Here is a 24172-nt window from a genome sequence, read left to right on the forward strand (position 1 = left end):
ATTCCTCTTGAAACAAGTGATCAGTAGATGGGAGCGCAGTCAGGGCCTAATGATTCCCGTCAATGGGCGCAGCGGCGTTGTTCGATGGAGGAGGGCAGCAGTTTCATGACGTGCTCAAGTATCAGCGCGATCACGATGGCACCGCCGGCAATCACGAAGAGCAGCACATGCTGTCCACCTGTGGCGTTGAACAGCGCCGAGTAGGCGAAGCCGGCCAGCGCCTGAAACGTGGCGAACGACACCGTGGCGCGGCTCCACGCCACCTGTTGGCGATGATGATCCGGTACCAGTTCATGCACCCGGGCCAACGCCAGCGGGACAATGCCCGGCGGAAACGAACCGAGCACAACCGCCAGCAGTGCCAGCGCCAGGAACGAATGCGAAACGGCCAGCAAGCCAAGGGTGATCGCCTGTATCACAAGCACCAGACGAATGCCGGTCCGCGCACCTAGATGATCGGCGAGAAAACCATAGCTCACCGGACCGACGATGGCACCCAGACCGTACATGACCCAGACCAGCGCGCCGACGTGCGCCCCGGCGCCCAGCCCTCGGGCGACGTAATCCACCAGGAAAACCATGGCCGGCACCAGCCCGGCGGCCATGAACGCGTACTGGGCAAACAACAGATACACCGCAGGCGGTGTGGGTTCTGCCGGATCCACCTGAGCCGTTGTGGTAATTGCATGAGGCAGCTCCGAAGGCCAGCCGAACCAGCTCAATACCGTCAGTGCCAGCGACAGCGCGCCCAGTCCCAGCCAGGTCGCTTGCAGGCCCAGACTCAACAGCATGGGGACGATCGTGCCGGAGCCGGCGATGCCCAGACCGATGCCGAGGAAAATCGCACCACTGGCCAGGCCCTTGCGCGCGGCGGGTACATGGGGCAATACAGTCGCGGCCACCAGCACCATGATCGCGCCGCCCGCGATGCCGGACAGCAGGCGCCAGCCGAAATACCAGCTCACCGACACCGGGTACGCACAGGCAAAAAACGCCGCGGTCACCGCCAGCATCATCAGGCGCAAGGCGTTTCTCTGAGTGACCCGGCGTGCCAGCGGTCGGCCGAGGAGGGCGCCGATCAGGTAACCGACCAGGTTGGCCGCGCCGAGGTAGACCACATCATGGGCGGAAAACCATTGCGCCTGAATCAGCGAAGGGATCAGCGGCGTGTAGGCGAAACGCGCCAGACCGATGCTGACCAGGCTGGCGCAGAGTCCGGCGAAGATCGCCAGCCAGACACTCGTGTCCGGACGTTCGGGCGAAGCAGTTGAAGTGCGCATGACGGCGGTCCTGTGGAAAGGTTTATGGCGCCCAGCATATCGGCTATCGTTGCTGCGTTAATGCAGCGAGTTTGCGTTGTTGTGATGCGTTTATGCATCAATGGGGAACGTTATGAACTGGGATGATGCAAGGGTCTTTCTTGCGGTCTGCCGCGAGTCGACATTGCGCGGCGCCGCACGGGTGCTGGGCGTGGATCAGGCGACGGTCGGGCGACGCATCACGGCTTTGGAAAAGTCGTTGGGCGCGACCTTGTTCCTGCGCACCTCCGAGGGCTATGCGCTGACGGCAGTCGGTGAAGCTGCGTTCAAGTCGGTGGAAAAAATGGAGCATTCGGCGCTGGAGCTGGAGCGGCGTATCCAGGGCCTGGACGATCGCCTGACCGGCAGCGTGCGGGTCAGCACCACCGATTCGCTGGCCATCGATTTCCTGATCCCGGCCATTGCGCAGTTGCACGAACGGCATCCGGACGTGCGCGTACACCTGGACGCCTCTACGCAGATCCTCAGCCTGGCCAAGCGCGAAGCAGACATCGCCGTGCGCAACACCCGTCCGGACAACCCAGACCTGATCGCCCGGCGCATCGCGCGTTGGCCGGTGGGTTTGTTCGCCTCGCAGGCCTATGTCGACAGCCATGGTGTGCCGGTGCCTGGCAGTGCGTTCGAGGGCCATGATCTGGTGGTGTACCAGCCTTATCTGCAAGGCAACAAGGACCTGACTTTGGTGAACGAGCCCGTGACTCGCGGGCGGATCGTCGCCGGTCTGAGCTCCAGCTTGCTGGTACGACGCTCGATTGCCGCCGGGCTGGGTGCAGGAGAAATCCCGGTCTATATGGGCGAGCGCGATGGTCTGGTCAGGCTGTGGCCGGAGCGTACACGGCCAGAGCCTTATGACGTGTGGCTGGTGACCCACGCGGATTTGCGCCATACCGCGCGGGTCAGGGCTGTGATCGAACACATTGTCGAGGCGTTCGCGCTGGAGAATGAGTAGTTCATTGAGGCTGTGTAGGACGGCTACATCAGCTGACGATCTTGCCTACAACAGCGCCAGAATCCGCTGGCTTGTGAGTTTTTTGGCCGGGCCCTATCGTTTCTCGCACCCGGAGTGAGCAGGTGAAACGCTCCGAGGTGATCAATCCAGGGAAGTATTGATAAACGTCAGGGGTGCGGAATTGATTGCAAGGGAATTCAGCCAATTTCAAGCAAGCGACATGGCCGGGAAAACGGATAGTAGTGAGTCTATGAACTACATAACACGAGACGAATTCAGCGCCAGGATCGAAGTCATCGAGACAAGAATCGATGCACGGATCGAGTCCATGTCCGCCAAGATCGATGGCTTTCTGACCCAGCAGGCCGAGCGGGATCAGGCACGGCTGGAGCTCGAGAAAAGTCAGGGGCAGGCCCGACTGGAGCAAAAACGCTCCATGGAGGAGGCCCGATTCGGTTGGGAGCGATCTCAGGAGGGCGCGCGGCTGGAGCAGAAACGAGAGCAGGAGGCTTCACGGCAGACGTGGGAGAAGTCTCAGGAGAAGTCGCGCGTTGAGCGGGAGGAGGCTCAGGAGAAGTCGCGCGTTGAGCGGGAGGAGGCTCAGGAGAAGGTGCGCCTTGAACGGGAGCAGGCTGAGAATAAAATTCAGCTGGCGCATGAGCAGAATATGGAAAACCTGCGGCAGGAGCGCTTGAAGGCTCAACTGGGGTATGAAAAGGTCTTGGAGACAGCCCGACAGGAGCGGGAAACCGCTCGGGTCGAGCGAGAGAAAGCCTACGAAAAAGTCAGACTGGAGCAGGAAAAGGCTCACCTTGAGCGCGACCAGCGTTACGCGATCGTTTCGGCTCGCATTGACAGGTCTCTGGAGCGAATTGACGAAGCCGTCAGGCAGGTCTCGACGATCAAGGCGAATTACTGGGCGGCAACGGCCGTACATTTTCTCGGGATGGTTGCCATACTCGCGGGTTCTTACTACGCGAATCAGGCAAACGTACTCGTCACGATGCAGACCACTCTGGCAATGGTTCAGTCGGTGAAAGAGGCTGGAAGCTCTGCGCCGGCAGCGATGATGACATTGCCGGCAGAATGAAAAACGGCCTTCAACAAAGGCCGTTTTTTTCGAGCGATGAAACCACCGAATCATGGCATTTCCGGCAGTTCCTGCGGGCGCAGATCAAACACCAGGACTTCGGCATCATGGCCATTGCTCAGGGTCAGTGCCTGCTCTTCACGAACCCGTACGCCGTCGCCTTCCTTCAACTGCACGCCGTTCAGTTCAACGCTGCCGCGAGCAACGTGTACGTAGGCGAAGCGGTTGGCAGGCAGCTTGAGGGTGGCACTTTCCTCGCCATCGAACAGCCCGGCATACACCCGTGCATCCTGGCGCACTTTCAGCGAGCCGTGGTTGCCTTCGGGCGAGATGATCAGTTGCAGACGACCGCGTTTTTTCTGCTCGCTGAAGTGCTCTTGCTGGTAACGCGGTTTCGCGCCGCTGACGTCTGGTACGATCCAGATCTGCAGGAAGTGCACAGGTTTGGTCGCCGAATGGTTGAACTCGCTGTGGGCCACGCCGCTGCCGGCGCTCATCAGTTGCACATCGCCGGGGCGAATCACCGAGCCGGTGCCGAGGGTGTCCTTGTGTTCCAGGGCGCCTTCGAGCACATAGGAGAAAATCTCCATGTCTCGGTGGGGGTGTTGGCCGAAGCCCTTGCCGGCGGCGACGCGGTCATCGTTGATCACCAGCAGGTCGGAGAAACCCTGTTCACGCGGGTCACGATAGCTGGCGAAGGAAAAGGTGTGGAACGACTTCAACCAGCCATGATTGGCCAGACCGCGGTCGGAAGCTTTACGAAGGGTCAGCATGATGAAATCTCCTTTCAGGACGTTGATTCGTCCGAGTGAGGAGAAGGTTACTGGTAACCCTGTGATGCAATAAGTAGATAAAAATTGAAATACTGTCCCTTTTGAGTTGACAGTTGTGTGCACTGGATCACGTATTCTTTCCAACGGTTCCACCGTATCTGGCCATAATGCGCAGACTTATGATTTTGCATGGATTTTGGTGATACTCCCATGAAGACCGTGGCAATGGTGCTGTTCCCGGAGTTTCTGCTGCTCGACATGGCCGGGCCGCTGGAGGTCTTTTCAGTTGCCAACCGTTACCTGAAACCGCAAGCCCACTATCACCTGACGACCCTGGGCACCGAGCGTGGGCCGTTGCGTGCGTCCAATGGCGTCCTCGTGCACGCCGATCGGCACATCGACGAAGCCGATGAGTGCTATGACTTGTTGCTGGTGCCGGGTGGCCCCGGCGCCTACAACGAAAAACACCCGCCGTTGCTCGCCTGGCTGCAGGACGCGGTCACGCGTGCCGGGCAATATGGCTCGATCTGTACCGGCGCCTTCGTGCTTGGACACGCCGGTTTGCTCGACGGCTACCGTGTAACCACCCACTGGAATTACACCGAACGCCTGATCAAGGGCTTTCCAATGGCAAACGTCGCAACTGACCAGATTTTTGTCGAGGATCGCAATCTGATCACGTCCGGGGGCGTCACGGCCGGCATCGATATGGCGTTGGCGGTGGTCGCTCGCGATCATGGCAAAAAGATTGCCCAGGACGTGGCCAAGGTGTTGCTGGTGGTGATGAAGCGCCAGGGTGGGCAAGCGCAGTTCAGCCCGTTGATGGCAGCAGTGGCGCCCCAGGAAACACCGATTACCCGGGTGCAGAACCATGTGCTGGAAAATCTGGAGGAAGCTTTCACCGTCGAGCGCATGGCAAGTCTTGCGAACATGAGTGCACGACACTTCGCTCGGGTGTTCGCCCGCGAGGTCAACATGACACCCATGGAATTCCTGCAAAGTGCGCGCATCGATTGCGCGCGCAATCTGCTGGAAACCAGCGATCTGCCGTTGAAGACCGTTGCCTATAAAAGCGGTTTCGGCAGCGTGCGGCACATGCGTTTTCTGTTCGGCGAAAAGCTCGGGCTGACCCCCACGCAATATCGCGAACAGTTCAGCTAGAGCGGTTCTGTCCGTCAAACGCACCCGGATGTCCGTGCTGCGCCCCGTGTGACGGTTGTACCGTCATCGAGGCCTGCGAAGATAACGGACATGAACAGCCTCAACCAATTGAACTCGGCGTCGGTCCTGCGTTTCGGCCCGTACGCGTTCCATTTGCGCCAACGGCTGATCCTCGAAGGGGATCGGCAATTGCGCATGGGCGGTCGTGCGCTGGATATCCTGCAGGTGCTGGTCGAGCGCGCCGGGCGGGTGGTCAGCAAAGAGCAATTGATTGCTCTGGTGTGGCCGACCTCGGTGGTCGAGGAGATCAACCTGCGTGTGCACATCGCCGCGTTGCGTAGGGCTCTCGGCGACGGCGAGAACGGTCAGCGCTACATTGTCAATGTGCCGCAATGCGGGTACAGCTTCGTGGCACCGGTGCAGGGCGACAGCGTCGCTCAGGTGGTTTTCGAAAGCCTGCAAGCGCCCCAGCATAACTTGCCCGCACGGCTTACGCCGGTCACCGGGCGCGACTCACTGGTCGGCGGTCTGGTCCGGCAACTGCCGTTGTCCCGGCTCCTGACGGTGACGGGACCTGCCGGCGTCGGCAAAAGCACCGTGGCGCTGCGCGCAGCGGAACTGCTGCTGCAACATTTTCGTGACGGCGTTTGGCAGGTCGATCTATCGCTGATCGATGAAGACATTCCGCTCCTCGATCACCTGCTGAAAACCCTCGACATCGACTTCCCCACATTGGCCGCGCGCCACGCCTTGCTGGTGCTGGACAACTGCGAACACCTGCACGAAGCCTGCCGGAGCCTGCTGGAAACGCTGCTCGACGTTGCCCCCCGTCTGTCGATTCTTGCCACCAGCCGCGAACCATTGCGCCTCGGTCGGGAAGTATTGCAACCACTGCCGTCCCTGACCCTTCCCAAAGCCACGGCGCTTAACAGCGTCGATGAGGTCATGGGCTATTCGGCGGTGCAGCTGTTTGTCAGTCGTGCCCGTGCGCGTCAACACGGGTTTGGTCTGCGTGAGCAGGATCTGGAAACGGTGCGCGATATCTGTCGACGCCTCGACGGCCTGCCGCTGGCGATCGAACTGGCAGCGGCGCAGATCGATGCGCTGGCGCTGGTCGGCCTTCAGACGCAACTGGATCAGGGTCTGCAAGTCCTGAGCCATGGACGCCGTACCGCTGTGCCACGCCATCAGTCGATGAAAGCTGCGCTGGACTGGAGCTATCAGCGCTTGAGCGAGCAGGAAAAACGTGTGCTGCAAAGGTTATCGGTGTTCAAGATGGCATTCACCCTGGACGCCGCCATCGGCGTGATCAGTTGTGCGCAATTACCACCCTCGACGCTGGTGGCTGTGGTTGAACAGTTGGCGGCCAAGTCGCTGCTGGCAATTGATCGATCTAGCGGAACACTGCGCTATCGAATGCTCAACACCACGCGCCGGTATGCCCGCGAGCAACTCGAGCAGGGCGGCGAACTGAACGATGTCGAGCGTCGGCACGCGCGTTACCTGGGCCGCACACGGCCAGCCTCACGCAGCCGACTGACCGCCCAATTCGTCGAGTAGTAAACGCACTTTGCGCAAATCGGGGGTGGCATAGCCTTCGGTGAAGCGCTGGTAGATCGGTGTCAGCAATTCGAGTGCTTCACGGAAACGCGACTGGCGCTGCCACAATTGAGCCAGCGACGTTGCGCTGCGCAGTTCCCAAGCCAGTGCGCCTTGTGTCCGGGCGATCTCAAGGGATTGCTGCAAGGCGCTTTCGACCGTGTGATGGCAGGGCGATTCAGTCGCCAGCAATCGCTCGGCGCGGGCCCGCAAAATCTCCGCAGTGCTCCAGCCGGCCGCGCCGCTTTGTGCTCGTTCGAGCAAAGCATCATCAACGAAAACCGGATCCAGCGTGACCATGATCTCCCTGACCAGACCGCTATCGGCGGGCGGGATGGCGGGAGCCTTGTCGGCGTCGATCACCTGCGCGTAATGCCGCGCCCAGGTGTAGAACAGCAGCACCGAATGTTTCTGCGCCTGTTCGAGCAGCAGTTGCAGCAGCGCGCGAGCGTTCTGCACATCGCCGTTGTAGTAGGCGATCAGGCACGAGGCGAGTGCCAGGGTGTAGCAGATCGAGGTGCCGTGGTTGATCTGCACCGCGATGTCCAGCGCCTGCCGCGCCGTGCGCCAGGCCTGCTCGGGAAAACCCTGCAGCCACAGCACCCGGGCGAGGACGGTCAGCGAGGCGACGCTCTGATCGTATTGCACGCCGAAACCGTGCGTGAAGCGGTTGAGGTGGCCGCTGTGGGCCATGCGCTGGATCACTTGTTCGGCGTGGATCCGCGCCTGATGCTGATCGCCGGCGTAATGCAGCGCGAGCACTCGCAAGCGGTGGGTACTCAAGGACAACTGCGCATCGCCCTGCACGCCGAGGCTTTCGAATTGCTCGCTCTGCTCCAGCGCCATCTGGTAATGCCCGCAACTGAGATTGACCGCCATGTGCCCGGATATGGCGCGCAATTGCCCGGCCATGTCGTCGTGCCGTTGCGCCAGCAGACGGGCGCTGACGAAGGCTTCGATGGTTTCCGGTGTGCCGCCCCAGGTGTGATAGCAGGCGCTGCCGAGGGCCAGTTTCAAGGCGATTTCCAGTCGCGGGCAGGGCTCGTCGGATGACGCCAGCAATGCGAGTGCCCGCCGCACGTGAACGCCGTATTCCTTTAGCAGAGACAACTCTTGCCACAACGGCGCCGAGGTCGCCGTCAGTCGAACGCCGAGAGGGCGCGAGCCTTCGTCATTCAGCGTCCAGTCCAGCGCCGCGCGCAGGTCTTCGAGGCTACGGGCGTAGCGCTCGATCCAGACTTCAGTCGCGGTGTTCTCCCAGTCGGCCTGGGCCTGGTGCATCAGCGCCAGGCTGCGTTCGGCATGGCGTTCGCGGGTTTCGCCGAGTTCGGCAGCCTGATCGAGTTTTTCCAGTGCATAGCGGCGGGTGGTGTCGAGCAGGCGATAGAACACCTCTTCATCACCGACCTCTACGGTGAGCAGCGACTTGGCCACCAGTTGCGTGATCGAGGCGAACACTTCGTTCGGCTCGATGTGCTGACCGACAATGACCGCCGCCGCAGATTCCAGCGTGAACGCGCCACGGAACACACCCAATCGGCGCAGGCCGGTCTGTTCGCAGGCGTTGAGCAGATTGAAGCTCCAGTCCAGCGTAGCGCGCAGCGTTTCGTGCCTGCCGAGACGCGTCTGATTGCCTGCCGGCAACCGCCCCTGAAGTTGACTCAGCAAACCGTCCAGCCCAAGACCCGCCACCTGCGCGGCGGCCAGTTCCAGTGCCAGCGGGATGCCATCCAGTCGGCGGCAGATTTCGATGATCGAGGGCAGATCAGCGTTGCCCGGCTCAAAATGTTCGTGGGCCGCCATCGCCCGTTCGACGAACAGTTGCAGCGCAGAAAACCCCATCGCCTGATCACGTTCGAGCACCGCAATCGGCGGTGGACAATCAAGAGATTCCAGACGCTGCACATACTCGCCCTCAGCTCGCAGGCTTTCGCGGCTGGTGGCCAGAATATGCACCTGCGGCGCGCCGCGCAGAATGCTTTCACTGAGCAATGCCACGGCATCGATCAAATGCTCGCAGTTGTCGATCACCAGCAGCATCTGCCGCTCGCGCAGGCTGTTGATCAGGCACGCCATCGGTTCACTGTCGTGCAGCGAAAGATCCAACAGGGCGGCGAGGTGCGAGCAGATCGAATCAGGGTCATCTAGCGGTGCCAGATCCAGCAGACGAATACCGTTGCGATAATGGCCGATCAGTTGCTCGGCGACCCGCAGGGCCACGGTAGTTTTGCCGATGCCACCGGGGCCGACCAGGGTGATGCAGCGCTGGCGCGGCAGTTGGGTCATCAGGCTGTCGACCACCGACTGGCGACCGATCATCCGTGTGCGACGCAGTGGCAGGTTATGCTGGCCGAGGTTGGCGGCGGGGCGTTGTTCAATCGATTGCAGCACGACCGGCGCGACGAAACTGTAGCCGCGCTGCGCCACCGTGACGATGTAGCGCTGGCCGGCCTGACCGTCGCCGAGGGCCTTGCGCAGGGCCGCCATGTGCACCCGCAGATTGATGTCTTCCACCACACTGTCCGGCCATACCCCAGCGATCAGTTGCTGCTTGCTCACCACCTCGCCGGCGTTGGCCAGCAGGATCAGCAGAATGTCCATGGCGCGCCGGCCCAGGCGCAAAGGCTGGTCGCCTTCAAGCACCAGCCGCTGGCCAGGGTGGATCCGATAGGGGCCGAAACCGATGGCCTGATTCGGGGAAAGACTCAACCGCTCACTCCTTCGACGTTTTTTTGATCCTGATCCGTCGGGGTGAAGAATCCGTGACGGGCAGGGCGCAGAGCGACTCGAAGGTCACGCAAGCCGTCTGATCCGCTGTATCCCGGCATATTCCTCAGGATTTGCCGCCAGTGCAACGTGCGCGAGAGGCCATACGTTCGGGCATCGCTCGGCATCCAGCGCAGTCACTACTGTATTTAAAGGGCAGAACCTGTGTCCGCTCACCCGACAGCCGGGAAAAATTAACAACGATTAACTCGTCCGCGCCCGCGTCAAAGCCAAAACTTCGGGGCAATGGAATGCATACGTCCGGAGGACGCTGCGATGAGCAAAGTAGTGGTGGTCTATCACAGTGGCTACGGGCACACCCGCGTCATTGCGCAGGCGGTGGCCCAGGGTGTGGAGCGCCATGTGGGCAGCACCTGCCTGTTGCTGGCGGTGGAAGACGTCGAAGCCCACTGGGATGACCTGCACCGCGCCGACGCCATCATCTTCGGCGCGCCGACTTACATGGGCAGCGCCTCGGCCGCGTTCAAGCAATTCATGGAGGCCACGGCCTCGTTCTATCTCGCTCGGCCATGGCGCGACAAGCTCGCGGCGGGCTTCACCAATTCCGGCAGTCTGTGCGGCGACAAACTCAATACCTTGCTGCAAATGGCAGTGTTCGCCGCCCAGCATTCGATGATCTGGGTCGGACTCGATCTGCTGCCGGCGCGTGCGTGCGAAGGTGTGTTCGACGGCCAGTTGAATCGCCTCGGCAGCTCCCTCGGGGCGATGTCCCAATCCTGCGTCGAACAACCGCCCGAGCAGGTACCTCCTCTGGAAGACCAACACACCGCCGCTCACCTGGGCGAGCGGGTGGCGCGACTGGCTCAGCGGATGGCTCGGGACTGAAACCGCCTCAGCGGTTTTTCATGACCTGACACCGCCACGCAAACGGATTGATCCCTTCGCTGCGGGTGAAGATGTGGCAGAAGTGCGCCTGATCGCAGAAGCCGCATTCCAGGCTGATTTGCGTGAGGCTGTGGTTGGTGTGCTGGATCAACAACTTGGCCCTGGCAATGCGCTGGGTACGAATCCAGTCTTGCGGCGAGTACCCGGTGCTGCACTTGAACGCCCGGGAAAAATGGCTGCGTGAGAGTGAGCAGGCGCTCGCCAGTTCGGTGACCTCAAGGCTGTCGCCCAGGCGTTCGAGGATCAACTGCTTCACCAGCCGCTCGCGCTGCGGGCTGAGGCCGCCCGTACCGGTTCTGCGTGGTTCGATGGCAGGAGCGAGGGCGACGGTTTGTTGTGAATGAGCCATGGCCAGGGTCCGTGTTGGGGGGAATGCACTGTCAGGCTTTCCCTTGGTTCAAAAAACAACGTTGCGCAGAGGGTTTCATTGTTCGGCGAGAGGCGAGGGCTGACGAGTTAAACGTTGTTAATTACGCTGGCGGAACCTGAACACAGCACACCGCTGCAAGTCCTCGCGGCGCAGGGCGGGCAGGATGGCGAGGATAGGCGGGCCATTGGGGGCCGCAGTTTCGGGCTCGACCAAGGGGATACGCATGAAAGGATTATTCAGCGCAGTGACTGGTCTGGCGCTTGCCGGTGTGATGAGCAGTGCCATGGCGCAAGCGCCACAGATCGGTACTCAGGCACCCGGTTATTTCCGTCTGGCACTGGGCGATTACGAAGTCACCGCGTTATTCGACGGCTACAACGATCTGTCGCCGAAACTGTTGCAGGGCATGAGCCAGAGTCAGATCCGTGCACTGCTGGCCCGTCGCTCGATTGAAACGCCGGGTGTGCAGACCGCGTTCAATGCGTTTCTGGTCAATACCGGCAAGCAACTGATTCTGGTCGATACCGGTGCGGGGCAGTGCATCGGCGCCACCGCCGGTCAGCTCTCGGCAAACATGCAGGCCGCCGGATACAAGCCTGAACAGGTCGATACGATTCTGCTGACCCATCTGCACCTGGATCACGTTTGTGGATTGGTCGACGGCCAGCAACAGCCGATCTTCGCCAACGCTACGGTCTACGCCGCCAAGGCTGAAGCCGATTACTGGCTTGATCCGCAGGCAATGGCCAAGGTGCCGGCCGGCGCCCGGGAATTCTTCAAGATCGCTCAGGACTCCACCGCGCCTTACGTGGCGGCCGGACGCTTCAAGACATTCGCAGAGGGGCAGTCGCCTTTGCCGGGTGTGGTCGAAGCTACACTGGAAGCCGGGCACACGCCGGGCAGCACCACCTATCGCTTCACTTCGCAGAACCAGAGCATCGTGTTCATGGGCGACCTGGTGCACAACCTCGCGGTGCAGTTCGATCATCCCGAAGTGTCGATCAGTTTTGACGTCAACAATCAGCAAGCGATCAAAAGCCGTCATGCAGTGTTCAGCGCAGCGGCCGCGAGCAAAACCTGGGTAACGGCCGCGCATTTGCCGTTTCCGGGTATCGGCCACATCACGGCGGTTGACAAGCACTTCCAGTGGGTACCGGTCGAATACGGCCCCTACAAACGCGCGGCCAAAGTGCCGCTGATCGAGTAAAGTGCCCACCTTTCACGTCAGGCTCAAACAAGGAAAACGTGCCCCATGAACCGAAACGATCTGCGCCGCGTCGACATGAACCTGCTGGTGATTTTCGAAGCGCTGATGTTCGAAAAGAACCTGACCCGCGTCGCCGAAAAACTGTTCATGGGCCAGCCGGCGGTGAGCGCGGCGCTGGGCCGCTTGCGCGATCTGTTCGACGATCCGCTGCTGCTGCGCAACGGTCGCGGCATGGAGCCGACAGCGCGGGCGCTGGCGATTCTTCAGGAGCTGCAACCGGCGATGGACGTGATTTCCGGCGCGGTCAGCCGGGCCAAGGAATTCGATCCGGTGACCAGTTGTGATGTGTTCCGCATCGGTCTGTCGGATGACGCCGAGTTCGGACTGTTCCCGCCATTGCTGCGCCAGTTGCAGGAAGAGGCGCCGGGGATCGTGGTCGTGGTGCGCCGCGCCAACTATCTACTGATGCCGACGTTGTTGGCGTCCGGGGAAATCTCCGTGGGCGTGAGTTACACCACCGATCTGCCGGCCAACGCCAAGCGCAAGAAACTGCGCGACATTCCCTGCAAGGTCCTGCGCGGCGATAACCGCCCGGGCCCGCTGACCCTCGACGAATATTGCGAGCGGCCTCATGCGATGGTGTCGTTCTCGGGGGATTTGAGCGGCAACATCGACGTGGACCTGGCCAAGGTCGGTCGCAGCCGTCGTGTGGTGCTCGGCGTGCCGCAATTCAGCGGTTTGCGCGCGCTGCTGGCCGGCACCGAGATGATCGCGACCGTGCCGGATTACGCGGCGTGTGCGTTGGTTGAGGGTTGTGCGTTGCGGGCTGAAGATCCACCGTTTCCGATTGATGCGGCGCAACTGTCGATGGCGTGGAGCGGGGTGCATGACAACGATCCGGCAGAGAAATGGCTGCGTTCACGGATCAGTCAATTCATGTCGGCGTCGCTGGATATTCCGGCGATCTAGTTGCTCCGGTTACAAAGAAAACGGCCAGCGGATCGTTTTTTTATCGGTGCCATATAGCGTTGTTGGGCCGTTTGTCTTAAACCCACACGCACCTGTAATTTCTGACAGTAGCCAACCCCGCTACAGCGCCGTTCAATGCCTCCATCGTCCTGCCATTTGATCGGAGTTCGCGCGATGACTGTCAACAATCCCGCTGGTTCCTCACCGCTGGTACTCAAGGAGCTCGACGTTCCCGGTCGCACCGGTCCCGTGTCGCAAGCGCCGGATGTCTGGGGGCTCAATAAGGCGGCCGTGCAGGACAACTTCCCCAAACAGGGTTTGCTGTGTCGCGCCGGGGCGTGGGGGGTCATGAGCCGGGGCGACAAGTTGGTGATTTCATTGGGTGGTCAGGCAGTACTTAACAAAACCGTTGACGCACACGAAGTCGACACCACGCTGGCGATGTTTGTGCCCGCCGCGCGCTTCAGTGATGGCTCGTCCACCCTGTCCTACGCCGTCACCCGACAGGGCGGAACGGCCGAGCCTTCCGAGGTGATGCAGGTGCGGGTCAAACTCACCCGCCCCGGCGGCCATGACAGCGACGAAGGCCCGGGCCACTCGAAACTGAAAATGACCGTCCCCAAGGAGATTCTCGAGGGCGGCATCGACAAGGACAACATCGCCGCTGGCGTGCCGATCACGATCGGCCCCTCCGACGACGGGCCAAAACCCTATCCCGACGCAGCGGTCGGTGACTGGGTCCAGGTGAGCTGGGGCGGGGTTTTCGTGCTCTACGGACCGCTGACTCAGGCTGAGGCCGACGGCACAGTGCCGCTTGTCGTGCACATTACCGAGGCAACCATTCGCGAGGCGGGTGACTCCGGAGATTCCGGTCTCGCCGTGGCCTTTGAGCTCTACGACATGGTCGACAACCGCTCCGAAGACTGGAGTCATGAGCAGCGTGTGGTGGTCGCGGTCGACGCCGACAGATTAAACGCACCAATCTGCAAGGAAGCGCTGAACAATGTGCTGGACGCCGACAAACTGGGGGATACCGATGGCACGGCGCAGATCATTGCCATGGACAGCAACAAGTTCAAGGTCGGTGACATCCCCATCGTCCGACTCAGGGGCACACCGGATGAAGGGGCACCGATCAACATCGAAATCACCGGTGAGCCGCTGGCCAGTGTGCCGAGCATCCCCGAAATCAAAATTCCCAATACCGCGCTGCGGCAACTGGCCAAGACCCAGATCGCCTTGTCCTTTCGCCTGAAAAAAGCCGATGGTTCCGCCGATCTGTTGTCGAAGACCCAGTTCATCAATGTCATTGGCGAGGTTAAACGATTACTGGCCCCGGTCGCCCTCGACGCGGCACAGGGCGCCCTTGATCCGGAACTGGCACAGGCCCGCATCCAGATTCCATTTGACAAGTCCTTTGCTGCCGGCCAGGCGATCAAGCTGTTCTGGCTCGGCACCCGGCCTGACCTGAGCACCTATTTGCCCGACCTGCCGCTACGCCCGATTACCCAAGGCGATATCACGGCCGGTGCGCCCTTGCTGATCAACGTCCCAGGCCTTCATCTCAAACAGATCGAAGGTGGCAAACTGGAGCCGTATTACCAGTTACTGATCGAGGATGCGGTGCTGGGGACGATGAACCGCGTCAACGCCACCCACGCCATCCGCGAGTCGATCCACGCCGAGAGCCTGAACGTCGGCGAACCGAGGCAAGAGCTGCCAGAGCCGAAAGTGGACGGCGTGGTGGACGGCGTACTGCCGGCGGATACGGCCGGCACCACGCTGACTGTGGAATACCTGAACACGGTCAAGGATGACGAGGTGACCTACTTCTGGAATGGCTCGAAAACCGGGCCGGACAGCGACTCGGTCAAGCTGTCCTCGTTTACCGCCGGCCAACCGATACCGTTCACCATCAAGGCTGAGCTGATCAAGGGTAATGAAGGCGGAACGGTCGAGGCGTCCTATTCAATCAAATGGGCGGATGGGCGGCCTACGAGTTATTCCGATGTGAAGGCGTTCAGTGTGGGGGTGGCGCTGGAGCTGAAAGCCCCGAAAATCAAGGAAGCGCCGAACGACACCAGTCTGGTGCCCAATGCTGCGAAAGATACCCTGACCGCTATCGTGGATTACGTCGGCATGGTGCTCGGCGACAAAATCAGTGCCAGATTCACCGGTGCGTCGGGTACGCCGGCTGGGGGCTCACACACGGCGCCGGAAAAAACCGTCACCGTGCTCGGGCCGCAGGAAATTGCACTGACCAATAGCGTGGTGGCTTTCAACCTGAACAAAGCGGTGACGGTCAGCTACACGGTCGAACGCGGGAATGCGCCACCATTGCCTTCGGATATTCGTTCCCTGGCGGTACAGTCGCTGGTGCTGGATCTTTCCAACGTGCCAAAGATTCTTCAGGCGGCCAATAACGGTGATGGGCTGGAACTGGATCTGGAAGCGATCAAGTCGTCAGCAACATTACGCGCCCTTGGCTGGCCGTTGATTGCCCTGAAACAATGGGTATGGCTGCGATTCAAGGGGACACTCAACGACAACACCCCCTATGACAAAGCTTTCTGGGCCCAACCGGGGCCCGTAACCAATAGCGGTTGGATAACTAATGATTATTACGACTCTGGCGTCTCTGCTACGATTTTGAACGAATTAAAAAATCTGAAGGATGGCTCATCGTTTTCCATCGAATTCAAAGCCGCGTTGGGGGGAAGTCAGATTGAAGTCGAAGCAGTGTCCTTTCCGCTGCGAACCTACACGATCAAGGCTATCGCGGATGTAAAACCGGTGATCACCCGAGCAGAAGACTCCAAAGGCGTCGAAATCCTGCCTGGTGGTTTTACCGTCGACCCCGCCGTAACACTGATCGGCACGTCAGCCCCAGGTCAGAAAGTCCAGATATTCGATGGCCCCACACCCGATGGCCAGCCAACAGCCGATCCCGTCACTGGCATCTGGAAACACACACTTAGCGGCCGGACACTCACGCTGCACACATTCACTGCAAAGGCGCTGTACGCGTCAGGGCAGACATCAGCCCCGCTCACGTTGACCGTGACGGCCGCCACCCCGCCGACCATCACCTCGGTCAAGGGCTCGCCGAGTAATGTCGAAATCCCCAACGGCGGCACCACCGTCGAAACCAGCGTCACCCTGACCGGCGCCGCCGCCAAGGGCCAGAAAGTTGATGTGCTACTGGGCATCGTGTCCGCCATTGCCTACGTGTACGCCAGAATCCGCCGGCTTGTGCGCCTTGGGGGCGGGTTCTATTGTTTGGCGGTCGCTGAAAAACAGTGATCGGGTTTAGCAGCCCGGATCTACTCTAGACGCACAACTCCGTTCGTTCGTGATCAGGCTCACGCCTGTCCGTTCACGTTATGGCGGCTTTGCGTGGGGCACTTCGGTGCGCCGGGTTCTAGAGTCCTGGTCTGCTAACCCGCGTACGGCCGCCACCTCTTTCGTTTAGCAGCGAAGCGTGGCGCCTCCACTACTCTAGAGGCTTTACCCATGATCAAACCCACGCCAAACCCGCCGGAAGTCGATTCGACTTCCCCCTACGAAACCCTCGATTCCAAGAAATTCCACGAAGCCGCCGAACGCGCGCTCGATCACTACCTCAATCCGCTTCTCCCCAGAAAACCTCTGCTCAAACCCAACGCCCGCTACCTCATAGCGCCCGCTGTAGCCTGATCACTGATCGATCCAGAGCAAAGAGAGCACACCCATCCAATTTCCCCTTGATCAATCGTTGCACCATTACCTGCAATGATTGATCAAGGATGGGCCCATGAACGCGGCACAACGCAATGACCAGGCGCAAGACTTCGGCCTGCTGTTCCTGCGGGTTACCGGCGGGTTGTTTCTGCTGTTCGTCCACGGCTTGCCCAAGCTGCTGGACTTCACCGCGCAGCTGCAACTGATCGAAGACCCGTTCCACCTCGGTGCCCACCTCACTTTGATTCTGGCGATCTTCGCCGAAGTCCTCTGTCCACTGCTGATAGTCGCCGGGGTGCTGGCGCGTCTGGCGTGTTTGCCTATTCTGTTTGTGCTGCTGGTGGCGCTGCTGCTCGTGCATCCGCAATGGAGTGTGGCCGAAGGGCAGTTCGGCTGGTTGCTGTTGATTCTGTTCACCACTGTTCTGATCGCCGGGCCCGGACGGCTCGCGCTCAATGTTCGTTTGCCCGGAGTACTCCGTTATGCCTGATGCCCAGACCCTGAAAAAACCGGGACCCGAAGAAACCGTGACGCTGATCGTCAAGCACCGGGTCAAGGCCGGTTTTGAGCAGCCGTACGAAGCCTGGCTGCGCAATATCGTCAGCGTGGCGGGGCGCGAAGAAGGGCACCTGGGCGTGGACGTGATGCGCAGCCAGCAGGGCGGGCTCGCGCTGTTCACTTGCGTGCTGCGTTATTGCTCGACCGAGGCGATGCAGCGCTGGCTCGACTCGCCGCAGCGTCAGAAGCTGATCGACGAAGCCGCGCCAATGCTCGCCGACGGCGACCAGACCGAGGTCAATGCGGCCAACGAGTTCTGGTTCACACCACTGGCCGATGCCGCTTCACCACCGCCGCGTTGGAAGCAGGCTGTGGTGACGTTATTCGTGATTTTGCCGCACACCTTGCTGGTGCCGCTGATCTGGGGGCCGCTGCTGCAACTCAATGCGTTCCTGTCCAACTACGTGGTCGCCACGTTCCTGATCACCCTGACCATCGTGCTGTCGGTGGTCTACGTCTGCATGCCGGTCGCGACCCGTCTGTTCGCGCCGTGGCTGACCGCCAGTCAGCTCCATGAACATCTGGATTCCAACACCAACCCGCCGCGCTGAGCCGGCAGGTCTGGGTTTCGTTTCACTTATATCGAAGGAACTGCGATGAACGCCAACGCTGATCTGATTCTGTTCAATGGCCAATTTCATACCGTAGACCGCGCAAAACCCCTCGCCAGTGCCGTGGCGATCAAGGACGGCCGCTTCGCCGTCGTCGGCAACGATGCGCAAGCCATGGCCCTGCGCGGCGCCGGCACCCAGGTCGTCGATCTCAAGGGCCGCTGCGTGATTCCCGGCCTCAACGACTCGCACTTACACCTGATACGTGGCGGTTTGAACTACAACCTCGAACTGCGTTGGGAAGGCGTGCCGTCGCTGGCCGATGCGCTGCGCATGCTCAAGGATCAGGCTGACCGCACGCCAACCCCGCAATGGGTGCGCGTGGTCGGTGGCTGGAACGAATTCCAGTTCGCCGAAAAACGCATGCCGACCCTCGAAGAAATCAACCAGGCAGCGCCGGACACCCCGGTGTTCATCCTGCACCTGTATGACCGCGCGCTGCTCAACCGCGCCGCATTGCGTGTCGCCGGCTACACCCGCGATACGCCGAACCCGCCGGGCGGCGAAATCGTGCGTGATGCCAACGGCAACCCGACCGGCATGCTGGTGGCACGACCGAACGCGATGATTCTGTACTCGACGCTGGCCAAGGGGCCGAAGCTGCCGCTGGAATATCAGGTCAACTCGACCCGCCAGTTCATGCGCGAACTCAATCGCCTCGGCCTGACCAGCGCCATCGATGCCGGCGGCGGTTTCCAGAACTACCCGGACGATTATCAGGTGATCGAACAACTGGCCAAAGACGACCAGTTGACCGTGCGCATCGCCTACAACCTGTTCACCCAGAAGCCGAAAGAAGAGCTGACCGACTTCCAGAACTGGACCGGCAGCGTCAAGTTGCATCAGGGCGATGACTTCCTGCGTCACAACGGCGCTGGCGAGATGCTGGTGTTCTCGGCGGCGGACTTCGAAGACTTCCTCGAACCGCGCCCGGACCTGCCGCAGACCATGGAGCAGGAGCTGGAGCCGGTGGTGCGCCACCTGGTCGAGCAGCGCTGGCCGTTCCGTCTGCACGCCACCTACAACGAATCCATCAGCCGCATGCTCGACGTGTTCGAGAAGGTCAACCGCGACATCCCGTTCAACGGCTTGCCGTGGTTCTTTGACCACGCGGAAACGATCACTCCGCAGAACATCGAGCGGGTCAAAGCGCTGGGCGGCGGTATTGCGATCCAGGATCGCATGGCGTTCCAGGGCGAATACTTCGTCGACCGTTACGGCAAGCAGGCCGCCGAAGCCACGCCACCGATCAAACGCATGCTTGCCGAAGGCGTGCCGGTCGGCGCGGGTACCGATGCCACGCGGGTGTCCAGCTACAACCCGTGGACTTCGCTGTACTGGATGGTCAGCGGTCGTACCGTCGGTGGTCTGGCGCTGTACGAAGAAGGTTTGCCACGCGCCACCGCGCTGGAACTGTTCACCCACGGCAGCGCCTGGTTCTCGTCCGAGCAGGGCAACAAGGGCCAGATCAAGGTCGGTCAACTGGCGGATCTGGCGGCGCTGAGCGCGGACTTCTTCCACGTAGAAGAAGAAGCGATCAAGTGGATCGAGTCGGTGCTGACTGTGGTCGGCGGCAAGATCGTTTATTCCGCTGGCGACTTCGAAGACCTCGGCCCACGTGCATTGCCGGTGCTGCCGGACTGGTCGCCGGTGGTCAAAGTCTCTGGCCACTGGCGCCCGAATTCGCCATTGCAGGCCCAGGTGCACCAGTGCAGCGGCCCGTGCGCGGTGCATACCCACAGCCATGAAAAAGCCCGGATGTCGAATGCGCCGGTCAGCGATTTCGCTGGTTTCTGGGGTGCGTTCGGTTGTTCCTGTTTCGCTTTCTGATCCCGTAAACGGCGCCGGTCTTCGTGGCCGGCGCTTGTCGCATCACCCATCCCCGAGGAGTTTCACATGAGCAACGTTCCTTACAAACGCCTGAACAAAGACGACGCCGTGGTGCTGCTGGTCGACCACCAGACCGGCCTGATCTCGCTGGTGCAGGATTTCTCGCCGAACGAGTTCAAGAACAACGTGCTGGCCCTGGGCGACATCGCCAAGTTCTTCAAGCTGCCAACCATCCTCACCACCAGCTTCGACAGCGGCCCGAACGGCCCGATCGTGCCTGAGCTGAAAGCACAATTCCCGGACGCGCCGTTCATTGCCCGCCCTGGCCAGATCAATGCCTGGGACAACGAAGACTTCGTCAAGGCGATCAAGGCCACCGGCCGCAAGCAACTGATCATCGCTGGTGTGGTGACTGACGTTTGCGTGGCGTTCCCGACCCTGTCGGCCATCGCTGAAGGTTTTGAAGTGTTTGTGGTGACCGATGCTTCCGGCACTTTCAATACCACCGTGCAGCAAGCTGCCTGGGCGCGTATGTCGGCCGCTGGTGCGCACCTGCTGAACTGGTTCGCCGTAGCCTGCGAGCTGCAGGGTGACTGGCGCAACGATATGGAAGGCCTGGCGAATCTGCTGTCGGAACGCCTGCCGAACTATCGCAACCTGATCAACAGCTACACCAAGTTCACTGCCAAGTAATTGGTTGAAGAAAAATGCCCGCTGAAGAGCGGGCATTTTTTTGTCTGCCGAAAAGGGCTCAACGCTTTTGCAACCACCCCAAAAAGCCACCCTTGCGAACGGGCACAGGCTTGGCCATCAACGCCAGCCGGCTGTTCTGCTGCCGTACCGCCTGCAACTTGTTCAACGCCTGGCCCACTTCACTGCGCTGTTCCATGCATTGGCGAGTCAGGTTTTTGTCGAGGCGATAAATGATCGAAGACGTCAGCGCGGTAAACGTCGCCTGCGAAGGTGTATCCGCCAGAATGCTTTGCTCGCCCATGACTTCGCTCGGGCCCATGCGCCCGGCCTCGGTGAAACCATTGCCGTCCGGCACGCTGGCGCTGACCACGCCGGTGGCGATCACGAACAGGCTATCGGGGACTTCCTCCAGACCGAGCACCACCTGCCCGGCGCTGTACTGCTGCGCGACCATCGATTCTGCGAGGCGATCGCGTTCTTCATGGCTCAGCGAGCGGAAGATCTTCACTTCATCGAGCAAGGCGCGAGCGCGGGTCGAAGGTTCGATCACGCCGTCCGGGTGCCGCGAAATGCCGGCGGCTTCGAGATGGCGGTGGGCGAGGTCGAACAGTTGATTGCGCACTTCAGCCTTTTTGCCCAGCTCGGCGATAAAACCGCTGGCCACGTATTCCGACATTTCTTCGCCGGCCTCTTTGAGCACGGCTTTCGGCGCAGGCGTCAGCAACAGGCTGCTGCTGCCTTGCAAGGTGCGGTCGAGGGCGTCGAGTACCCGGCGCGGGCGAATGTGGTTCGGCACCTTGATGCTGATCGACACGCCGTGCAGGTTGGTCGGGCGGCTGAGGTTGACGATCTTGGCCTTGGCCGCCACCGAGTTCGGCACCACGGCCAGGGTGCCGGCGCTGGTCAACAGGTGCGTGGCGCGCCAGTCGATGTCGAGCACTTTGCCTTCGACGCCGTCGATCACCACGAAATCGTCGACCTGATACGGCTTGGTGGTGTTGAGCACGATGCCCGAGAACACATCGCTCAAGGTGCTTTGCAGCGCCAGACCGACCACGATGGCGAACACTCCGGAGGTAGCGAGCAAGCCTTTCACCGGCAGCTCCAGCACATAACCGGCGGCCGCGACGATGGCCACCAGAAACACCAGTGCCCCGATCACGTCCTGCAGCAGACGGCCGCTGTGGCCGATGCGCCGCATCAGGATCAGGCCGATCACTTCGGTCAGCGCCCGCGCGGCGTACAGCCACCAGAAAATCCCCAGGGCCGTCGCGCCCAGTTGCGCCACCTGATCATCGGCAAAGACTGGCGCCTGCAATGGGCTGACGCCGGCATTGATGATCAGCGCACTGAAGGCCAGAAACAGCACCAGTCGCACACCGACCCGTTGCGCGCGATGCTTGAACGGCGCGAGGTGCCAGAGCAGGGCGTCGAGTACCAACAGCAGGGCACTCCAGGACAGCAGGTGGGCAGAAAAAAGGCTCATGGGATGAACTCCGGCGGGCACAAAAGAAAACGCCACACCCGAAGGTGTGGCGAGGGGTTGCACTCAGTTCAGATGGGTCTTCAGTTCTGCCGCTGCCTGGCGCACGGCGGCCTTCACTTCAGGAATCCCGTTCAGCGGGTTGAGCAGGCCGAAGTCGTGAATCATCCCGTTGTAGCGCACCGAGGTCACCGGCACACCGGCGGCGTCAAGGTGGCGGGCGTAGCCTTCGCCTTCGTCACGCAGCACGTCGAACTCGGCGGTCTGCACCAGTGCGGCGGGCAGGCCCTTGAGCTGTTCGGCGCTCGCGTTGAGTGGCGAGGCATGGATCTGCGCACGCTCGGCCGGGTTGGTGGTGTAGTTGTCCCAGAACCACTGCATCATGCCTTTGGTCAGGAAATGGCCCTCGGCGAATTGCTGGTACGAGCCGTTATCGAACCCGGCGTTGGTCACCGGCCACATCAGCAACTGGAAGCGCAAGGCCGGGGTTTTCTGTTCCTTGGCCATCAGTGCCACGACCGCTGCCATGTTGCCGCCGACGCTGTTGCCGGCCACCGCCAGGCGCTTGCCGTCGACGCCGATATCTTTACCGTGCTCCGCCACCCACTTCGTCGCGGTGTAAGCCTGATTGATCGCGGTCGGGTACTGCGCTTCCGGCGACGGCGTGTAATCGACATACACCGCGACCGCACCGGAACCCACCACCAGATCACGAATCAGGCGTTGGTGCGTCGGGAAGTCGCCCAGCACCCAGCCACCACCGTGGAAGAACATGAACACCGGCAGCTCGCCCTTGACCTTGGCTGGACGCACCACTTTCAGGTTGATCGTCTGGCCATCGACCTTGATCGCCTTGTCGCTGACTTCAACGCCCGACAGGTCAACCTTCACCGAAGCCTGGGCGCCGGTCAGCACCGCACGGGCGTCTTTCGGGCTCAGTTGCTCAAGCGGTTTGCCACCACCGGCGGCGAGGGCATCGAGGAAGGCCTGGGTGTTGTGTTCGACGCCAGTGCCTTCGGCGGCGAATGCGTTGCCGATGGACAGGGCGAGGAGGGAAGCGGCGAGGGTTTTCTTGATGTTCATGTGTAATTCCTTTTTAAGTCGTTTGAGTTTTTGTATGCCTTGGGATAGGGCTGCTGTGGCGCTGGGCTTCAGGTCTCAGCAACACCGTGAGCACAGATTAATGAGGTGCCGGAAAGTGAAAAAGCGGCTATAAAGCGTTTAACTGTCAACCAGAGAGTGACAATGAACCCGTTCGAAGACATGCGTATTTTTTGCCAGGTGATGGATTCCGGCAGCTTCACGGCGGCGGCCGATCAGTTGGGTCTTTCCAAGCAGTTCGTCAGCCGTCGGTTGATGCAACTGGAGGAGCGCCTCGGCGTGCGTCTGCTCAACCGTTCGACCCGGCGCCTGGACGTGACACCGCTGGGCCAGAGCTATTACGAGTCCGCGCTGCGGCTGTTGAGCGAAATCGAACAGGTGGAGCAGGGCATCGCCGGGCAGACTGCCGAACCCCGTGGGACGATTCGTGTCAGTGCGCCGTTGTCGTTCGCGGTGGCGCACCTGGGGTGTCTGCTGCCGCTGTTCTTGCAGCGTTATCGCGAGGTGACGGTGGAGGTCGATCTGAGTGACCGCCCGGTGGATTTGCTCGGCGAGGGGTACGACCTGGCGCTGCGCATCGGCGTGCTGGAAGACTCGACCCTGATCGCCCGGCGCATCGCTGCCATCGAGCGGGTGTACTGCGCCAGTCCCGCGTATTTGGCCGAGCGCGGTACGCCGGTCAAACCGGAAGACCTGCTCAGCCACGACTGCCTGCCTTACGGCCACGGGCGCTCGGTGCAATGGCGATTCAATGCGGGGCAGGCCAAGCCGCTGCTGGTGAATGTCACCGGGCGGATGCGGGTCAACAACGGTGAGCTGCTGCGGGATGCGGCGGTGGCGGGGATGGGGATTACTTATCTGCCAACGTTCATTGTCGGCGCGGCATTGAAGGATGGACGGCTGGTGCCGGTGCTGGATGATTTGCGTCCGGAGCCGTTGATCCTGTCGGCGGTGTACCCGCAGCATCGCCAGGCGTCGCGGCCGGTGCAGGCGTTGATCGAGTTTTTGCGCGAGCGGCTGGATCAGCGTCAGGGGGTGTTGTAGCCCCAGCCGCTCGCACAATCTTC

General features: G+C 61.1%; 20 protein-coding genes. 14 read left to right on the forward strand and 6 right to left on the reverse strand.

Features of this window, described 5'->3' with window-relative positions:
* Window positions 1-59: 59 nt before the first annotated feature.
* Window positions 60-1280, reverse strand: a complete 1221-nt coding sequence (locus NH234_RS11560; RefSeq protein WP_367256562.1) for a YbfB/YjiJ family MFS transporter — start codon at window positions 1278-1280, stop codon at window positions 60-62.
* A gap of 112 nt (window positions 1281-1392) precedes the next feature.
* Here NH234_RS11560 and NH234_RS11565 point away from each other — a divergent pair, with 112 nt between their 5' ends.
* Window positions 1393-2268 (forward strand): LysR family transcriptional regulator, encoded by an 876-nt coding sequence (locus NH234_RS11565; protein ID WP_085732524.1) that lies wholly within the window; start codon window positions 1393-1395, stop codon window positions 2266-2268.
* A 328-nt stretch (window positions 2269-2596) separates the two neighbouring features.
* Window positions 2597-3358 (forward strand): hypothetical protein, encoded by a 762-nt coding sequence (locus tag NH234_RS11570; RefSeq protein WP_367256565.1) that lies wholly within the window; start codon window positions 2597-2599, stop codon window positions 3356-3358.
* A gap of 50 nt (window positions 3359-3408) precedes the next feature.
* Here NH234_RS11570 and NH234_RS11575 read toward each other — a convergent pair whose 3' ends face one another.
* Window positions 3409-4131: a pirin family protein gene (locus NH234_RS11575; RefSeq protein WP_085732525.1), complete on the reverse strand. Its 723-nt coding sequence runs from the start codon at window positions 4129-4131 to the stop codon at window positions 3409-3411.
* A 210-nt stretch (window positions 4132-4341) separates the two neighbouring features.
* Here NH234_RS11575 and NH234_RS11580 point away from each other — a divergent pair, with 210 nt between their 5' ends.
* Window positions 4342-5292 (forward strand): GlxA family transcriptional regulator, encoded by a 951-nt coding sequence (locus NH234_RS11580; RefSeq protein WP_367256567.1) that lies wholly within the window; start codon window positions 4342-4344, stop codon window positions 5290-5292.
* A gap of 90 nt (window positions 5293-5382) precedes the next feature.
* Complete coding sequence (locus tag NH234_RS11585; protein WP_367256569.1) at window positions 5383-6852, forward strand: winged helix-turn-helix domain-containing protein; 1470 nt, start codon at window positions 5383-5385, stop codon at window positions 6850-6852.
* Here NH234_RS11585 and NH234_RS11590 read toward each other — a convergent pair.
* Complete coding sequence (locus NH234_RS11590; RefSeq protein WP_367256570.1) at window positions 6817-9600, reverse strand: winged helix-turn-helix domain-containing protein; 2784 nt, start codon at window positions 9598-9600, stop codon at window positions 6817-6819. The two genes, NH234_RS11585 and NH234_RS11590, sit on opposite strands and share 36 nt — an antisense overlap.
* 333 nt (window positions 9601-9933) lie before the next feature.
* Here NH234_RS11590 and NH234_RS11595 point away from each other — a divergent pair, with 333 nt between their 5' ends.
* Window positions 9934-10503, forward strand: a complete 570-nt coding sequence (locus tag NH234_RS11595) for a flavodoxin family protein (protein ID WP_085732529.1) — start codon at window positions 9934-9936, stop codon at window positions 10501-10503.
* Window positions 10504-10510: 7 nt separating this feature from the next.
* On the opposite strand, the gene NH234_RS11600 is transcribed toward NH234_RS11595, so the two are convergent.
* Complete coding sequence (locus tag NH234_RS11600) at window positions 10511-10912, reverse strand: helix-turn-helix domain-containing protein (RefSeq protein ID WP_085701207.1); 402 nt, start codon at window positions 10910-10912, stop codon at window positions 10511-10513.
* A gap of 244 nt (window positions 10913-11156) precedes the next feature.
* Between NH234_RS11600 and NH234_RS11605 the strand changes: the two genes are divergently transcribed.
* The 8 genes from NH234_RS11605 (at window position 11157) to ycaC (ending at window position 20521) form a co-directional block, all read left to right on the forward strand.
* Window positions 11157-12140 (forward strand): MBL fold metallo-hydrolase, encoded by a 984-nt coding sequence (locus NH234_RS11605; protein WP_085732530.1) that lies wholly within the window; start codon window positions 11157-11159, stop codon window positions 12138-12140.
* 45 nt (window positions 12141-12185) lie between these two features.
* Window positions 12186-13109 carry a LysR family transcriptional regulator gene (locus NH234_RS11610; RefSeq protein WP_085732531.1) on the forward strand — a complete coding sequence of 308 codons (924 nt, stop codon included), beginning with the start codon at window positions 12186-12188 and terminating at the stop codon, window positions 13107-13109.
* Between the two features lie 174 nt (window positions 13110-13283).
* Window positions 13284-16412 (forward strand): Ig-like domain-containing protein, encoded by a 3129-nt coding sequence (locus NH234_RS11615; RefSeq protein ID WP_367256573.1) that lies wholly within the window; start codon window positions 13284-13286, stop codon window positions 16410-16412.
* 210 nt (window positions 16413-16622) lie between these two features.
* Window positions 16623-16805, forward strand: a complete 183-nt coding sequence (locus NH234_RS11620; protein ID WP_085733256.1) for a hypothetical protein — start codon at window positions 16623-16625, stop codon at window positions 16803-16805.
* 97 nt (window positions 16806-16902) lie between these two features.
* Window positions 16903-17319 carry a DoxX family protein gene (locus NH234_RS11625; RefSeq protein ID WP_367256575.1) on the forward strand — a complete coding sequence of 139 codons (417 nt, stop codon included), beginning with the start codon at window positions 16903-16905 and terminating at the stop codon, window positions 17317-17319.
* The gene (locus NH234_RS11630; RefSeq protein WP_085733254.1) at window positions 17312-17938 is read left to right on the forward strand and encodes an antibiotic biosynthesis monooxygenase; all 627 of its coding nucleotides are present in this window, start codon (window positions 17312-17314) and stop codon (window positions 17936-17938) included. Before NH234_RS11625 ends, NH234_RS11630 begins: the two co-directional genes overlap by 8 nt.
* A 45-nt stretch (window positions 17939-17983) precedes the next feature.
* Window positions 17984-19828: an amidohydrolase gene (locus NH234_RS11635; RefSeq protein WP_367256577.1), complete on the forward strand. Its 1845-nt coding sequence runs from the start codon at window positions 17984-17986 to the stop codon at window positions 19826-19828.
* Window positions 19829-19894: 66 nt separating this feature from the next.
* A complete protein-coding gene (ycaC, locus tag NH234_RS11640; RefSeq protein WP_085733252.1) occupies window positions 19895-20521 on the forward strand; it encodes an isochorismate family cysteine hydrolase YcaC in 627 nt (208 codons plus the stop codon).
* 58 nt (window positions 20522-20579) lie between these two features.
* On the opposite strand, the gene NH234_RS11645 is transcribed toward ycaC, so the two are convergent.
* Window positions 20580-22007 (reverse strand): mechanosensitive ion channel family protein, encoded by a 1428-nt coding sequence (locus tag NH234_RS11645; protein ID WP_085733251.1) that lies wholly within the window; start codon window positions 22005-22007, stop codon window positions 20580-20582.
* A gap of 63 nt (window positions 22008-22070) precedes the next feature.
* Window positions 22071-23087, reverse strand: coding sequence for an alpha/beta hydrolase (locus NH234_RS11650; RefSeq protein WP_367256580.1), 1017 nt, complete (start codon window positions 23085-23087; stop codon window positions 22071-22073).
* Window positions 23088-23249: 162 nt separating this feature from the next.
* On the opposite strand from NH234_RS11650, the gene NH234_RS11655 reads away from it, so the two are divergent.
* Window positions 23250-24149 carry a LysR family transcriptional regulator gene (locus NH234_RS11655; protein WP_085733250.1) on the forward strand — a complete coding sequence of 300 codons (900 nt, stop codon included), beginning with the start codon at window positions 23250-23252 and terminating at the stop codon, window positions 24147-24149.
* Window positions 24150-24172: the final 23 nt, after the last annotated feature.

This window comes from Pseudomonas sp. stari2 (assembly GCF_040760005.1).
Lineage (GTDB): Bacteria > Pseudomonadota > Gammaproteobacteria > Pseudomonadales > Pseudomonadaceae > Aquipseudomonas.